Here is a 16,479-nt window from a genome sequence, read left to right on the forward strand (position 1 = left end):
TTTTATTTAGTTGGTTTCTTCTTCAGTTTCTGCAGCTGATGAATTCTCAGCAGTCGCATCATCTGTTTGATCTTCTTTGACTACTTTGGCCATCGTTGCCACCTTAGAGTCATCATCCATTCTGATCAGGTGAACCCCAACGGCTGCCCGACCAGTCTGCGAGACGGTCTCAATACCAAAGCGAATAATTACGCCCTTATCGGTAACCAGCATGATATCCTCATCGCCGCTGACCGTCGTCAAACCGGCCAGCGGACCATTCTTGGCCGTTACGTTGACGGTCTTGATTCCTTTACCGCCCCGACCTTTGATTGGATATTCAGAGGCTGGCGTCTGTTTACCAAAACCGTTTTCGCTGATAACAAAGACATTGCCGTCACTGTTAAGCGGAGCGGCCCCAATGATGCAGTCGCCATCGCGCAGTTTGGCTCCACGTACGCCGGCTGCCGAGCGACCCATGGAGCGGACGTCTTCGGCATTAAAGCTGACTGCATAGCCCAGTCGCGTTCCTAGAATCATGTTCTGTTGACCATCGATGATATTGACGTGAATCAGCTCGTCACCATCATGGAGCTGAATAGCTTTCAGACCATTGCTGCGAATGTTGCGGAAGTCATCAACCGGCGTTTTCTTAACCGTTCCCTGCTTGGTAACAAAGAACAAAAACTTGTCAGCATCGTCAGCCGCATTGGAGACGTTGATCACGGCTGTAATCTTTTCGTGATTATCGATCCCCAGCAGATTGATGATCGGAATTCCCTGTGCTGAACGACCGTACTCTGGAACCTCGTAGCCTTTCATCGAAAAGACCTTGCCCGAGTTGGTAAAGAACAGCAGGATATCATGTGTAGAACTTGAGATCAGATGCTCGATAAAGTCATCTTTATGCACGCCCATCCCTTTAACGCCACGGCCACCACGATTCTGTGACTTGAACTCATCAACCGGCAACCGCTTGATGTAGCCGTTATGCGTCAGCGTAACCACGATATCTTCTTCTTCGATCAGGTCCTCGTCTTCAATGTCGGTAATGTCACCGACTTGCAGCTCAGTCCGGCGCTTGTCGCCAAAACGACGCTGAATCTCCAGCAGTTCATCATAAATGATCTGGTTAATGCGTTCTTCATGCGCCAAAATGTCTTTGTAATCGGCAATGGCCTCAGTCAGCTTTTGGTGCTCGTTTTCAATCTTTTCGCGTTCCAGACCAGTCAGCCGAACCAGCCGCATATCCAAAATGGCTTGAGCCTGACGCTCATCCAGCGTGTAGCGCTCAATCAGTTGACTTTTGGCGATCTCACTGGTCTGGGCCTCACGAATGATTTTGATAATCTCGTCAATGTGATCCAAGGCAATCAGCAGACCCTTGACAATGTGATCACGGCTCTGCGCTTTTTTCAGATCAAATTCGGTCCGCCGCCGGACAACGTTGATTTGATGCTCCAGGTAGTACTGCAGAATCTGTTTGAGGCTCAATACCTTTGGCGCCCCGTTGACGATGGCCAGCATGTTGAAGTTAAAGGTCGTCTGCATCAAAGTCATCTTGTACAAGTTGTTTAAGATGACCTCAGCACTGGCATCGCGCCGTACGTCAATGACAATCCGCATCCCTTCTCGGTCGGTTTCATCATTGATGTCGGTAATGCCTTCGATTTCTTTTTCACGAGCCAGCTCAGCAATTCGCTCAATCAAACGGGCCTTGTTGACCATGTATGGAATCTCGTGAACGACGATGCGCTGACGGCCATTCTTGGATTCTTCAATATCAACCTTGGCCCGCACAATAATCGTACCGCGGCCAGTCTCATAAGCCTTGCGAATGCCGGACTTGCCCATGACTACGCCCCCGGTGGGAAAATCGGGCCCTGGCAGCACCTTCATCAGTTCTTCGGTCGTCACATCGGGATTTTGCATCAGCAGATGAATGGCATCGATAACCTCTCCCAGGTTGTGGGTTGGAATATTGGTTGCCATCCCCACGGCAATCCCAGAAGCACCGTTAACCAAAAGATTAGGGAACCGTGCTGGCAAAACGGTAGGCTCTTTTTCACTGCCGTCATAGTTGTCCTGGAAGTCAACCGTATTCTTGTTGATATCGCGCAGCATTTCAACGGCAATCTTACTCATTCGGGCCTCGGTATAACGCATGGCGGCTGCCCCGTCACCGTCAACTGAGCCAAAGTTACCGTGACCATCAACCAGCATGTAGCGATAGCTGAAGTCCTGCGCCATCCGTACCAAACCTTCATAAATCGAGGAGTCGCCATGAGGGTGGAATTTACCCATAACGTCACCTACGATACGTGCGGATTTTTTATATGGCTTATCTGGCGTCACGCCTAATTCATTCATTCCATAAAGGATCCGCCGCTGAACCGGCTTAAGCCCATCGCGAACGTCAGGAAGTGCCCGCGCTACGATAACGCTCATTGCATAGTCCAGAAATGAATTTTTCATCAATCCGGTCAGATTGACATCAGTAATCCGCCCTGGCATATCTTGATCTGCCACGTTTTTTCCTCCTTAGCTGATTTTACAGATCCAAGTTCTCAACAAACTTGGCATTTTCTTCAATAAATTCGCGCCGTGGACCGACTTTGGTTCCCATCAGCATTGGGAAGATTTTCTCGGCCTCGGCAGCATCGTCTAAGTCAACCCGTAACAGGTGACGCTTTTCAGGATCCATGGTCGTTTCCCACAGCTGTTCAGCATCCATTTCACCCAGCCCCTTATAACGCTGGATAACCGGCTTAGGACTTGGCTGCAGCGTTCCCAGAACCTCTTGCAGCTCTTCATCAGACTCAACGTACTTAACAAACTTGCCTTGCCGAACCTGATACAGTGGTGGCTGTGCAATGTAGACGTAGCCATTGGTAATCATTGGCTTCATGTAGCGATAGAACAGCGTCAACAAAAGCGTTCGAATATGGGCACCATCGACATCGGCATCCGTCATAATGATCAGCTTGTGGTAGTTGGCCTTGGTAATATCAAAGTCGCTGCCAAAACCAGTGCCCAACGCCGTAAATAGTGAGCGAATCTCATCGTTGGCTAGAATACGATCCATCCCGGCTTTTTCGACATTCAAAATCTTACCGCGAATTGGCAGGATTGCCTGCGTCAGCCGAGAGCGTCCCTGCTTGGCACTACCACCGGCTGAGTCCCCTTCGACGATAAACAGTTCTGAAATTGCCGGATCCTTGCTGGTGTTATCAGCTAATTTCCCGGGTAATCTTGAGATTTCCAAACCGCTCTTTTTGCGGGTAACCTCACGGGCACGCTTGGCTGCTACCCGTGCCTTTGAGGCCAGCATCCCTTTTTCAACGATCTTATGTGCCGTATCGGGATTCTCCATCAAAAAGCGCGTAAACATCTCACTGAAGATATGATCAGTTGCCGTTCGTGCATCTGAATTGCCCAGCTTGGTCTTGGTCTGACCTTCAAACTGTGGATCGGGGTGCTTGATCGAAACTACGGCCGTCAATCCTTCCCGTACATCATCACCGGAAAGCGTCGTATTGCCTTTCAGTTGACCGCTCTTGCGACCATAGTCATTAATAACCCGCGTCAGCGCTGTCTTAAAGCCCGTTTCGTGCGTTCCGCCTTCATAAGTATGAATGTTGTTGGTAAACGTCATCAGCGTGCTGCGGTAGCCCGTCGTGTACTGCAAAGAGACCTCAACCGTAATGCCCTTGTCTTCGCCTTCAACGTAGATTGGCGGATCAAACAGGACTTCTTGGCCTTCGTTTAAGAATTCAACATAGTGACGAATTCCGCCTTCATAATGGAATTCTTGGCGCGTTGGCTTTTCTTCACGCTTGTCTTCGATCGTGATCTTAAGGCCCTTGTTTAAAAAGGACAGTTCACGAATGCGATCAGTCAGCGTTTTGATATTGTAGATCGTTGTTTCACGAAAGATTTCCGGATCCGGCTTAAAATGCACCCGCGTTCCATGCTTGAGCTCTGAGATACCTTCTTTAACGACCTTCATCGGCGTCTTGACATGGCCATGATCAAAGTCCATGTAGTATTCCTTGCCTTGGCGGGTAACGTAGACATCCAGCTCGGTTGACAGGGCGTTAACAACTGAGGCACCAACCCCGTGCAGACCACCAGATACCTTGTAGCCGCCGTTGCCGAACTTACCACCGGCATGCAAAACGGTAAAGACCGTCTCCAAGGCCGGTTTGCCAGTTTCTTTTTGAATATCAACCGGAATCCCACGGCCATTGTCGGTTACCGTAATACTGTTGTCTGGCTCGACAACGACATTGATCTCATCACAAAAACCAGCCAGGGCCTCATCGATACCATTATCGACGATTTCCCAAACCAGATGATGCAGACCTTGAGCACTAGTGGAGCCAATGTACATTCCCGGACGCTTCCGAACTGCCTCCAGCCCTTTTAAGACCTGAATCTGGCTGGCATCGTACTCGCTGGCCAGTTCTGCTTTTTTCTCTGCTTCAAGTTCTTTATCGCTCACTTTATGTCCTCCTTGTCGATCGTTCCATGGGCAATCTGAAAAATCGTTGGGCGATTGATCAATTGTCGTGCCACGCCACTGAGGCTGGTCGTTGTCAAAAACGTCTGAACCTTATCTTGAATAGCTGTCAATAGATGCGTCTGTCGATCATCATCAAGCTCTGACAAAACGTCATCCAATAGTAGCAATGGGTACTCGCCAGTCTGCTCGTTCATCAAATCGATCTCAGCCAGCTTAACCGATAATGCTGTTGTTCGCTGCTGGCCTTGTGAGCCAAAGCGATGAACGTCTTGATCATTGACTAAAAAACGGATGTCATCACGCTGCGGACCATAAAGCGTAGTCCCCAGCTTGATTTCCTGGGCCAAATGCTCATGGTACAGATTCTGCAGCTGCGTAGCGATTTCTTTTTCCGTCGTTTCATCTTCGACCATTACCTGGGAAATATATTTCAGCTTCAAGACTTCTTTTTGCTGGGAAATATGATCATGCAGCTGGGCCGACCACGTTTCCAAGCGCTTAATCAGCTTAAAGCGCATTGCCATTACTGCTGCACCGCTGTCAGCCAATTGATCCGACAGCACGTCCAGCAATACCTGATCTGCCTGGCCACCATACTTCAGCTGCTTTAAGTACTCGTTACGCTGCTTTAAGAGCCCCCTGAACTGGCTGATCGCATACAGATAACGGCTGCTCATCTGACTGAATTCCGTGTCCATAAATTGGCGCCGTTCTTGAGGGGCTCCTTTAACCAGTGCCAGATCTTCAGGTGCAAACAAAACCACGTTCAGGTTGCCAATATAAGTCGACAGCCGTGACTGAAACAGATGATTGACCTTGACCCGCTTGCCGCGCGTTCCCAGCAGCACTTTCAATGGCACGCGTCCCGTCTGCTTAATTACCGTCCCTTTGACCAGTGCCTCTTTTGCCTGCCAGTTGATCAGCTCACGATCATTGGCTGTTCGGTGACTGCGCGTCATTGCCAAGACATAAATGGCTTCCAGCAGATTAGTCTTGCCCTGAGCGTTTTCCCCAATGAACACGTTAATGCCTGGGGAAAACGCTACTTTACGATTCTCATAGTTTCTAAAATTTCGCAGTTCAATTTCCGAAAGATACATTGATTACTCAGCCACGATCTCAACGTCTTCAATACCGCTGATCTCAACTTGATCGCCGGCACGCAGCTTACGCCCACGACGATCTTCCAACTCGCCGTTAACCTTGACCTCATGTTCGCGCAAAAACCACTTAGCGGCACCACCCGTAGGAATGATGCCTTCTTCTTTCAGCAGCTGCCCAAGCGTAATGAATTCACTGCTGATTGCGACTTTTTTTGAATTTTGCATACTTTTCACCTACTTTATGCTTGCTGTTCTATTATAGCTTTTATAAGACGTAAAAACAAATTTAAGGGCGTTTTTAGGCCTTGTCAGCAAATATTATCCCAATTAATCATTTTTATCTAAAACAGGCTATTTTCGCTCAGAAAGCAAATTTAAGTGATTTAAGCGTTTTCTTGTATTAGAAAGTGATTTATCCACATATTTTCAACGATTTATTCACTTATCCACAACAAAAAGCATCCACTGTGGATAAGTGGATGCTTTTTCAACAGATTTAACTGATTAGTAAGTCCGGACTGGCGTAATCAACTGAACAAAGTTGGCTTTTTCTTCAGTTGGAACCAGCGTAAATGGCCGCAGTGCCGTCGTAAACGAAATCAAAATCTTAGTCTGGCCAAACGACTTCAGTGCATCACGCATGTAGTCAGGGTTGAATGAGATTTCCAAAGGGTTGCCCACAATCTGATCAGCATTGATTTCTTCTTCAACGTTACCCACATCAGCTGACGTTCCAGAAACCGTGGCAATCTTGTTTTCTGGGTTGACAGTCAGCTTAACGACATTGTTGCGACTTTCATGAGACAGCAGTGAGGCCCGCTCGATTGATGCCAATAGGTCACTGGCCGTAATTTCGAGACGCGTATCGGACGTTTCCGGAATCAGACGGCTGGTTTCTGGATAATTGCCTTCCAACAGACGTGAGTAGAAATGAGTATTGCCAAAAATAAACAATGCTTGATTTTCCGTAATCTGCATTTTAACGCCATCTTTTTCATCACTGATCATTTTTGCCAGTTCCGTCATGGATACCCCCGGCAAAACGATATCAAAATCAAGCCCTGCCGTTTCTGGTAATTCAACCTTACGTTGTGCCAACCGGTGACTGTCCGTAGCTACCGCCGTCAAAATACCATTATTCAGCATAACGTGAATCCCAGTCAAAATTGGTCGACTTTCTTGCTTGGAAACGGCAATCCGCGTTTGGTCAATAACTTCACGCAGCATATCAGAAGCCAGTTCAACCGTATTTTCGCTTTCAACTTCTGGCAGGTGTGGATAATTGTTGGCATCCTGACCATTAATGGTAAATTCCGCCGTCCCTGACGTGATCCGTACCTGCAGACCATTAAAGACTTCAATCGTTGCCTGCTTGTCCGGCAGCTTTTTGATCACTTCGTTAAAGAAGCGAGCTGGCAAAACGATTGCCCCAGGTTCTTCAATTGATAACCCATAGTTGCTGTCAGCAGCCTCTAAGGTTGATTCGATCGTAATGTCAGCATCACTACCCGTCAAAATAACACTGTGATCCGTTACGACCATCTTCAGACCAGTCAGAATTGGAATCGTAGTTTTGGATGAGATTGCTCGTAAGACATTATTGAGCTGATTAATAAATGCTGGACGATTGATGGTAAATTTCATAAGTGAATCTCTCCTTGTTGCTTTATATATATTATATAAACTTTAGTAGTAGTAATAGGACTTGTGGATAATGTGGAAAACCACGATAAATGTTGTTAGATTAAGCTTTCATAACTGTGGAAAAGCTGTGGATATCTTGGGGATAACTTTTGATTTTTCCACAATCAAGGCTGCAGCTCCATTCTAAGGTTGCGAATGTCATCTTGTAGATTATCGTCTTCTGCCAATTGATTTTCAATCTTATCAATGGCATGCAGCACCGTCGTATGATCCTTGCCGCCAAACTCCTTGCCGATTTTTGGCAACGAGCTTTCGGTCAGCTCGCGGGCAAGGTACATGGCAATCTGACGTGGAAAGACGATCTGCTTGACGCGCTTTTTACCCACGATATCGGACTGACGAATATTATAATAGGCCGCAACCTTTTTTTGAATCAAGTCGATCGAAACAACCGCCTCATCGGCAGCCTCCATTCCCTTGAGCGTTTCATTGGCTAGGTCAATCGTGATGGGCGTGTGGTGAAGCTGGGCCGCCACGCGTACTCGTAGCAATGCACTTTCAAGCTCGCGGACATTGGTGTCGACCTTGCTGGCAATAAAGCTTAAAACGTCATTGGGAACGTTGATCTGTTCTTCTTCGGCCTTACTGCGTAAAATGGCCGTCCGTGTCTCCAGATCAGGCGACGTAATCTCAACGGGAACGCCCCAGACGAACCGTGAAACCAAACGATCCGTCAAATCAGGAATCTGCTTTGGGTTGCGATCAGCAGTCAGCACGATCTGCTTGTTGTTGTCATGCAATGAATTGAAGGTATTGAAAAATTCCAGCTGCGTTCCTTCCTTATTAGAAAAGAACTGGACATCATCCACCAATAAGGCATCCAGATCACGATACTCGCGTCGAAACTGTTCTTGGTTATTATTTTTGATGGAATTGATGTAGTCATTAGTGAAGGTTTCACTGGTGACGTATTTGATTCTGGCATTGGGATTATGCCGCAGCATGTTATTGGCAATTGCCTGCATGAGGTGAGTCTTGCCCAGTCCTACTCCGCCATAGATTAGCAACGGATTATAAAGTCCGCCGGGTTGTTCAGAGGCTGCGTAGGCCGAGGCATAGGCCATCTGATTACTACGACCCTCAACGAAGGCCTCAAACGTATATTCAGGATTTAAGGGTGTTTGTTTGGTCATATTGCCGCCAGTTGGTGAAGGCGGGGTTAATAATTCTCTCTCAAGCGTATAACGCGGCTCAATGTGGACCAGCGTCTCATTAAAAAGCAGGTCCTTGAGCTTGTCAGTCATTTCATTTTGCCAAAAGTCCCGGTGTGATTTGGTGGGCAGCTCAATGGTCAGTTGATCGTTTTCGAGAGAAATTGCTTTAGCTGGGGCGATCAGGTTGTTATAGGTTACGCTGCCAGTAGTTTTGCGAAACTCTTTTTGAACCGATTCCCAGAGAGAGTTTAGCTCAATCAAGTAAATTCCTCCTCAAGGTAAATAAAATCCAAAGAATATTTTAGCATCGATAGTCATAGTTTTCCACAAGGCTGTGTAAAAACTATTAACAAAATCCACAGACATGTTGATAACTTTTCTACAGGCCTGTGGATTTGTGGAAAAGAAATAGTAAAAATAAAGTTAATCACTGGCAATCTGTGGATAACTTCAAGGAATAAAAAGTGGTTTAATCATGTTTTCGTAGTTATCCACAATCCTGTTGATAACTTTTTCCACAGCCTGTGGGGAACTGTTTTTGCTTTGGATAACTCTGTGGATAAATTAAAATATCCCTAGTTTTCCCATCATAATTGTGGAAAAAATTGGGGATAACTATGGGGGATAGATTAGATAAAAAACGCCAAAATAACGCAAGATAATCATTTATTCTTGGCGCGGGATGTGTTATACTTCAAAAGTATGTTTGAAGAGATTGTCTTTTTGGACTGTAAATAAAAATAATAAATACAAGCGAGGAGGTGCACTCAATGAAGCGCACATTTCAACCAAAGAAGCGTCACCGCGCACGCGTTCACGGCTTCCGCAAGCGTATGAGCACGAGCAACGGCCGCAAGGTATTGGCTCGTCGTCGTCAAAAGGGCCGCAAAGTATTATCTGCATAAAATCGGCCACTATTTAAATTAGTGGCTTTTTTTCTAAAAGGGGCCGGGGCATTCATCCACTGCATTACGTGCGGTTGTGCCTCAGCCCTTTTTGTATTTATAAAGGTTGGAGCGAACATGCGAAAGTCATACCGAGTAAAAAAGGAAAGTGAATTTCAGCGGGTCTTTGAAACTCATAATTCCGTAGCCAATCGAAAATTCATCATCTATCAAATGGAGAAACCAGGACAAAAGCATTTCAGAGTCGGCATCTCAGTTGGCAAGAAGGTTGGAAATGCCGTCCACCGCAACTGGCTGAAGCGACGCATCCGACAGACGCTGCTGGAAGTCAAGCCTGAGATCAAGTCTGACGTTGATTTTTTGATCATCGCGCGGCCAGCTGCCGATGGTCTGGAAATGGCTGAGGTTAAAAAGAACCTGGTTCATGCAATGAAACTGGCCCATCTGTTAAAAGAAGATTAAGAGAGGATCGCACTTTGAGAAAAGGACACAAGAAAATCTTAAGCCTGGCGGGAATTATGGGCTTGGCAGTCTTTTTGGCCGCCTGCTCCAATTCACCGATTAATAGTCATAGTACCGGCTTTTGGGATCATTGCATCATCTATAACTGCTCACGATTCATTATTTGGCTGTCCAACAACTTTGGCGGCTATGGAATGGGGATCATCATCTTTACGATTATCGTGCGGATTGTTATTTTGCCGCTGATGGTGTACCAAACCAAGATGTCGGTCAAGATGCAGGAATTGGCACCGCAGCTTAAGGAGATTCAAAAGAAGTATCCTGGACGCGATCGTGAATCACTGGAAAAGATGCAGGCAGCTCAACAAAAGCTCTACAAGGATGCCGGCGTGCACCCATTTGCCTCGATGCTGCCACTGCTGGTTCAGCTGCCGGTTATGTGGGCATTGTATCAAGCCATCTGGCGGACGCACGTTTTACGCAGCGGGAGCTTTTTATGGCTGCAGTTGGGACACACTGATCCATACTATGTTCTGCCGATTCTGGCGGCTCTGTTTACGTTTATCAGTTCTTGGCTGTCGATGGCTTCCATGCCAGAACAAAATGCCATGACTAAATCAATGACTTGGTTTATGCCAATCATGGTCTTCTTCATGGCTTTGGGCTTTAGTTCAGCCATCACGCTTTACTGGGTAGTATCCAATGCCTTTCAAGTTCTGCAGGTGCTGATCTTCCAAAACCCATTCAAGATTCGTCGGGAACGGGAAGAAAAGCAGGCTGCTGAGCGCCGGCACCGCAACAAGATTGCCAAGGCCAAGCGCAAGGCCTACCGTAGCAAGCGTAAATAATTGGAATTGGGTATAAGGGCGGGTTTGACCGCTCTTTTTTGATAATGTCTTTTACGTCTTTTACATTGAGGGGGAGTATTCACTATGGAAACTTTTGAGGCGCAGACCATTGATGAGGCAGTTGCTGCCGCATTAACTGCCTTTCAAGCCGATCGTGATCAGCTTGAAATCCAGGTTTTAGAGCAGCCACGGCGCGGTTTTTTAGGGATTGGTCATCGTAATGCCAAAATTAAGGCAGCATTAAAACAGCCTGCTCAGGTTCAGCCAAAGCAAAAGCCGATTACTGAGCACGCTGCTTTCAAGGTGGATCAAAATACTGAAATGACTGCCAAGCCAGCATCGATCAAGCCAAAAGCCAAGATTGAGTCGACTGCTGAATCGGCCTTAAATCAAGCCGGTAAACAAAGCAGCAAGCCATCAGCGAATTTAAAGTGCAAAGTCAATGAGGCCGATGAGATTGATGCACAGGAAATGGAGCGTCGCCATCAGATCAATGTGCAAAAGATGAAGCAGGCTGCCCAGGCCCTCTGTGAGTATCTTAAAGACGTTTTAAAAGCATTAGGCGTAGTGGCTAAGCCTGAGATCGTCAAGCTTAAGGCTCATGAGCTGACAATTGATCTGCAGGCTGATAATTCGGGACGCGTGATTGGTTTTCATGGGCGGCGAATCAATGCTTTAGAACAACTGGGAACGGCCTTTTTGAACTACCATGGCGTTGACGATCCCGGTTTGGTACTGGATACGTCAAACTATCGCAAGAAGCGGCAGCAGTCATTGGAAAAACTGGCCGCGCGCTGCGTAACCGAGGTGATTGCCACGGGTCAGGCAGTCTTTTTGGATCCAATGCCGGCTCGTGAGCGTAAGTATCTGCACCGCGTCTTAGAAGACAATCCACGGGTCAAGACCTATTCGCATGGTCGAGATCCTTACCGCAGCGTTGTCGTGGCCCCAAAGAATTAATTGATTGACAACCAAACGCTGAAAAACTAAAATAGCGATGTTAATTGAATTTACCGTTAGTTAGAGTAGTGAAAGTGCTTTGACCATGTTGCTCCCAGATTGGGGAAGGGCGTGGACTCGGCACTTTTTTTATTGGCAGCGGAAAGGAGCAGAAAATGGCAAATTCAGAATTTGATACGATTGCAGCCATCTCAACCCCAGCCGGTGAAGGTGGCATCTCGATTATCCGCATCAGTGGCGATGAAGCAATTGAAGTCGCCAAAAAGCTGTATCACGGCAGCAAGGATCTGGCAAAGGTGGCAACCAACACCATTAACTATGGTCACATCGTTGATCCCGACAGTGATACGGAAGTTGATGAGGTCATGGTTTCAATCATGCGGGCCCCACATACCTACACCCGAGAAGACGTTGTTGAAATCAACTGTCATGGCGGACTGCTGGCCACCAACCGAATTCTGCAGCTGACGCTTAGCCATGGGGCACGACTGGCTGAACCGGGTGAGTTTACCAAACGGGCCTTTTTAAATGGTCGGTTGGATCTTTCGCAGTCTGAAGCCGTGATGGATCTGATCCGTGCCAAAACTGACAAATCAATGAAGGTCGCTCTCAACCAGCTGGATGGTGATCTGTCCCGCTTGATCAAGACCTTGCGTAAGGATATCTTAGACGTTTTGGCCCAGGTTGAGGTTAACATTGACTATCCAGAATACGACGCGGTTGAAGAAATGACGACCAAGATGCTGAAAGAAAAAGCCCAAGAGGTTCAGCAGCGCATTCAGGCCCTTTTAAAGACTGCCAAGCAAGGTAAGGTCTTGAGAGATGGTCTGGCAACGGCGATCATTGGTCGGCCAAACGTCGGCAAGTCCAGTCTGCTTAACACACTTTTGCATGAGGATAAGGCGATCGTGACCAATGTGGCCGGAACCACACGTGACGTAATTGAAGAGTACGTCAACGTAGAAGGCGTACCGTTGAAACTGATTGATACGGCCGGAATTCGCCATACTGAGGATACGGTTGAAAAAATTGGCGTTGAACGCAGTCGTCAAGCGATTGACACGGCAGATCTGGTACTGCTCTTGATCGACAGCTCCAATGCATTAACCGATGAAGATCGGGAACTGATCAAGCTGACGGCTGGCAAGCCACGCATTGTGATCCTAAACAAGACCGACTTGGCAAATAAGATCGATTTGGATGAATTAGGTCAATTGATCAATGGCGATCGGATTATTAAAACCTCAATCGTTGAACACCAAGGAATGGAAGAATTGGGTGAGGCAATCAGCCATATGTTCTTTGATGAAGGAATCGAAAGCTCACAAAATACCGTTATGGTGACCAATGCCCGTCATATTGGCCTGCTTCATCAAGCTAATGACGCTTTGAATGACGTTTTGAGCGGCATTGCAGCTGGGATGCCGGTTGATTTGGTACAGATTGACATGACGCGATGCTGGGAGCTTTTGGGTGAGATTACCGGTGACAGCTATCAAGATGAATTGCTGGATCAATTGTTCAGCCAGTTCTGTCTAGGAAAGTAAAGGAGATAAAAATGCAGATTTCACAAGGTAAGCCGTTTGATGCCGGCAGCTTTGACGTAATTATTGTAGGTGCAGGTCATGCAGGATCAGAAGCGGCATTGGCGGCGGCACGTATGGGCAACAAGACGCTGCTTTTGACGATCAGTCTGGAAATGGTTGCCTTTATGCCGTGCAATCCATCAGTTGGGGGACCGGCTAAAGGCATCGTAGTTCGTGAGATTGATGCCTTAGGTGGTGAAATGGGCCACAATATCGACAAGACCTATGTTCAGATGCGGATGCTCAATACGGGGAAAGGTCCAGCTGTCCGTGCGTTGCGAGCTCAGGCCGATAAGCATGCCTATCACCGAGCCATGAAACAGACGATGGAAGAAACGCCTAATCTAACGCTGCGGCAGGCCACGGTAGATCAGCTGGTGGTTGAAGATGGCGTCTGCAAAGGAGTCATTACCAATACCGGGGCCCGCTATTTTGCCAAGGCTGTGGTATTGGCAACAGGAACGGCAGCTCGCGGCAAGATCATCATTGGCGAATTGATGTATGAGTCTGGTCCAAACAATACGCAGTCAGCGACCAAGCTGTCTGAGAATCTGGAAGAACTGGGCTTCGATCTGCAGCGGTTTAAGACGGGGACGCCGCCACGCATCAACGGCAATACGATCGACTATTCGGTTACCGAGGAACAGCCAGGTGACGAAAAACCGCATCATTTCAGTTTTGATACGCCAGACAGTCAATACATCTCGGTCAGTGACCAGATTTCTTGCTGGCTGACCTACACTAATCCGACTACGCATCAGATCATTCGCGACAATCTCGATCGAGCACCAATGTTTACCGGAGTGATCGAAGGGGTCGGTCCACGCTACTGCCCTTCAATTGAAGATAAGATCGTTCGGTTTGCCGATAAGGATCGTCACCAGGTCTTTTTGGAACCAGAAGGCCGCGATACTGATGAATGGTACGTTGATGGCATGTCAACCTCAATGCCTGAAGAGATTCAAGAAAAAATGCTGCATTCCGTTAAAGGTTTGGAACATGCCAAACTGATGCGGCCGGGCTATGCCATTGAATATGATGTGGTAGCACCATACCAGCTGCACCCAACGCTGGAAACCAAGCTAATCAAGAACTTGTTTACAGCTGGGCAGACCAATGGGACATCTGGTTATGAAGAGGCTGCCGGCCAGGGATTGATTGCCGGAATCAATGCCGGTCTGCGCGCTCAGGGCAAAGGACCATTTGTCTTGAAACGCTCGGATGCTTACATCGGCGTCATGATTGATGACCTGGTAACCAAGGGCACCAAAGAGCCATATCGTCTGCTGACCAGTCGTGCTGAATATCGCTTGATTCTGCGTCATGATAATGCTGATCTGCGCTTAATGGAAAAAGGTCATGCAATCGGCTTGGTTTCTGATGAGCGTTTGGCCAAGATGGAGCACAAAAAGGCATTGGTTGAAGCCGAGATTGCACGCTTGAAGAAGATTCGGATCAAGCCAACCAACGAGGCGGCCAATAATCTGATTGAAGCGCACGGCGACAATCCATTGAAAGATGCTATTGCGGCTGCCGACTTTTTGAAGCGCCCATATGTTGACTATCAAACACTGATGGAATTGATTCCTGATCCTGACGAGCCACTCAGCCGCGAAGTAATTGAACAAGTTGAAATTCAATTGAAGTATGAAGGCTACATCAAAAAAGAAGAAGTCAAGGTAGAACGATTGAAGCGCATGGAAGCTAAAAAGATTCCAGCTGACCTGGACTACTCGGCAATTGATGGCCTGGCTACGGAAGGCCGTCAGAAGCTGGAGAAGATTCGGCCCGAAACTTTGGCGCAGGCATCGCGAATCAGCGGCGTCAACCCAGCTGACCTGGCAATTTTGAGTGTCTACTTACGTCAAGGACGTTTAGCAAAGCTTAAGGATTAGAGAATCTCTTGAAGGCGTCTTGGGTTTGGATTATCATTAAAGTTTCAGAGGGCGTTTTTTAAAGCGCCAATGACAGTATCACTAGAAAAATATGAGGATGATTTTAAAGTGAATGATCAAATTGATTTCCAGCCGATTCTGCTGGGAACGGACTTTAACTGCTATGGCATGGCACGTTCTTTTTATGAAGCCTATGGAATCAAAAGCATTGCCTATGGGGTTACGCATATGGCGCCAACTCGCTACACCAAGCTGGCTGATGTGCATGTGATCGAGGGCTTTAACGAAGATCCGGGCTTTATCAAGTCGATGCGCGAGATTGCCAAGGATCTAAAGCCAGATAAAAAATACTTGCTGCTGTCTTGCGGAGATGGCTACACGGAACTGATCGCCAAGCACTTGGATGAGTTGAAGCAATGGTTCGTCTGTCCATACGTTGACTACGATATGTTTCAAAAACTGGGTACGAAAGAAACCTTTTATGCAGCTGCTGAAAAGTATGGTCTGCCATATCCAAAGACCAAGCTGATCGAAGCTGCTGAATTTACAAAGCCAAAAGAAATTGAGCTGCCGTTTGATTTTCCGATTGCCTTGAAGCCTTCTGACAGTATCGCCTGGCTGGACATTCATTTTGCCGATCGCAAAAAGGCCTATGTCTTGGATACGCGGGATCAGTTTGATAAGCTGCTGCCTGAGATTGCTCAGGCCGGCTATACCGGAAAGCTGATCGCCCAAGACTTTATTCCCGGCGATGATTCCAACATGCGCGTGGTCAACGCCTATGTTGGTCAGGATCACAAGGTACGCATGATCTGTCTTGGTCATCCCTTGCTGGAAGATCCATCGCCAGTGGCAGTCGGCAACTACATGGTGATCATTCCGGAAAAGAACATGGAAATCTATCAAACGATTCAAAAGTTCCTGGAAGAAATCAAGTACGTTGGCTTTGCAGACTTTGACATGAAGTACGATCGTCGTGATGGCAAGTTCAAGATCTTTGAGATCAATTTGCGTCAAGGCCGCAGCAGCTACTACTGCACGTTAAACGGCTATAACTTAGCCAAGTACGTGGTCGACGATGCTATTTATCATCGACCATACGATCACACCGACTACGCGGATGGCAACAAGCTGTGGCTGAGCGTGCCTAAGAAAGTCTTCTACAAGTATGCTAAAGAAGGCCCAGACAAGGAACGCGCCAAGCAGATGCTCGAATCCGGCAATTGGGGTACGACGGCCTTTGACAAGCATGATACGCTCAAGCAACGGCTGTTGATGCACTACGCCTTTTCATTAATGCCTAAGAAGTACAAGGAATACTTCGTGCAGCGCTAATTTATTCAAGAACATAGGAGAGT

Annotated in this window: 13 protein-coding genes; 7 read left to right on the forward strand and 6 right to left on the reverse strand. The window is 47.3% G+C overall.

Features of this window, described 5'->3' with window-relative positions:
* Positions 1-6: 6 nt before the first annotated feature.
* The 6 genes from gyrA to dnaA all read right to left on the reverse strand — a co-directional run bounded on the left by gyrA (position 7) and on the right by dnaA (position 8,726).
* Complete coding sequence (gene gyrA / locus QOS03_RS01240; RefSeq protein WP_283575095.1) at positions 7-2,508, reverse strand: DNA gyrase subunit A; 2,502 nt, start codon at positions 2,506-2,508, stop codon at positions 7-9.
* Positions 2,509-2,530: 22 nt separating this feature from the next.
* Complete coding sequence (gene gyrB / locus QOS03_RS01245) at positions 2,531-4,483, reverse strand: DNA topoisomerase (ATP-hydrolyzing) subunit B (RefSeq protein ID WP_169461563.1); 1,953 nt, start codon at positions 4,481-4,483, stop codon at positions 2,531-2,533.
* The gene (gene recF / locus QOS03_RS01250) at positions 4,480-5,604 is read right to left on the reverse strand and encodes a DNA replication/repair protein RecF (protein ID WP_283575096.1); all 1,125 of its coding nucleotides are present in this window, start codon (positions 5,602-5,604) and stop codon (positions 4,480-4,482) included. Before recF ends, gyrB begins: the two co-directional genes overlap by 4 nt.
* 3 nt (positions 5,605-5,607) lie before the next feature.
* Positions 5,608-5,832 (reverse strand): S4 domain-containing protein YaaA, encoded by a 225-nt coding sequence (yaaA, locus tag QOS03_RS01255; protein WP_169461565.1) that lies wholly within the window; start codon positions 5,830-5,832, stop codon positions 5,608-5,610.
* Between the two features lie 279 nt (positions 5,833-6,111).
* The gene (gene dnaN / locus QOS03_RS01260) at positions 6,112-7,251 is read right to left on the reverse strand and encodes a DNA polymerase III subunit beta (RefSeq protein ID WP_272208779.1); all 1,140 of its coding nucleotides are present in this window, start codon (positions 7,249-7,251) and stop codon (positions 6,112-6,114) included.
* A gap of 164 nt (positions 7,252-7,415) precedes the next feature.
* A complete protein-coding gene (gene dnaA / locus QOS03_RS01265; protein WP_169461567.1) occupies positions 7,416-8,726 on the reverse strand; it encodes a chromosomal replication initiator protein DnaA in 1,311 nt (436 codons plus the stop codon).
* A gap of 509 nt (positions 8,727-9,235) precedes the next feature.
* On the opposite strand from dnaA, the gene rpmH reads away from it, so the two are divergent.
* The 7 genes from rpmH to QOS03_RS01300 all read left to right on the forward strand — a co-directional run bounded on the left by rpmH (position 9,236) and on the right by QOS03_RS01300 (position 16,456).
* Positions 9,236-9,370, forward strand: coding sequence for a 50S ribosomal protein L34 (rpmH, locus tag QOS03_RS01270; RefSeq protein WP_003665227.1), 135 nt, complete (start codon positions 9,236-9,238; stop codon positions 9,368-9,370).
* Between the two features lie 117 nt (positions 9,371-9,487).
* The gene (gene rnpA / locus QOS03_RS01275) at positions 9,488-9,832 is read left to right on the forward strand and encodes a ribonuclease P protein component (RefSeq protein ID WP_169461568.1); all 345 of its coding nucleotides are present in this window, start codon (positions 9,488-9,490) and stop codon (positions 9,830-9,832) included.
* Between the two features lie 14 nt (positions 9,833-9,846).
* Positions 9,847-10,680: a YidC/Oxa1 family membrane protein insertase gene (locus QOS03_RS01280; protein ID WP_283575097.1), complete on the forward strand. Its 834-nt coding sequence runs from the start codon at positions 9,847-9,849 to the stop codon at positions 10,678-10,680.
* An 84-nt stretch (positions 10,681-10,764) separates the two neighbouring features.
* Positions 10,765-11,640: an RNA-binding cell elongation regulator Jag/EloR gene (gene jag / locus QOS03_RS01285; RefSeq protein ID WP_283575098.1), complete on the forward strand. Its 876-nt coding sequence runs from the start codon at positions 10,765-10,767 to the stop codon at positions 11,638-11,640.
* Between the two features lie 155 nt (positions 11,641-11,795).
* Positions 11,796-13,187, forward strand: a complete 1,392-nt coding sequence (mnmE, locus tag QOS03_RS01290) for a tRNA uridine-5-carboxymethylaminomethyl(34) synthesis GTPase MnmE (protein ID WP_283575099.1) — start codon at positions 11,796-11,798, stop codon at positions 13,185-13,187.
* A gap of 11 nt (positions 13,188-13,198) precedes the next feature.
* Complete coding sequence (mnmG, locus tag QOS03_RS01295) at positions 13,199-15,121, forward strand: tRNA uridine-5-carboxymethylaminomethyl(34) synthesis enzyme MnmG (protein ID WP_272217441.1); 1,923 nt, start codon at positions 13,199-13,201, stop codon at positions 15,119-15,121.
* A 108-nt stretch (positions 15,122-15,229) separates the two neighbouring features.
* Complete coding sequence (locus QOS03_RS01300; RefSeq protein ID WP_283575100.1) at positions 15,230-16,456, forward strand: carboxylate--amine ligase; 1,227 nt, start codon at positions 15,230-15,232, stop codon at positions 16,454-16,456.
* The last annotated feature ends 23 nt before the right edge of the window (positions 16,457-16,479 follow it).

The sequence above is a fragment of the Limosilactobacillus pulli genome (genome assembly GCF_947381555.1).
Lineage (GTDB): Bacteria > Bacillota > Bacilli > Lactobacillales > Lactobacillaceae > Limosilactobacillus > Limosilactobacillus pulli.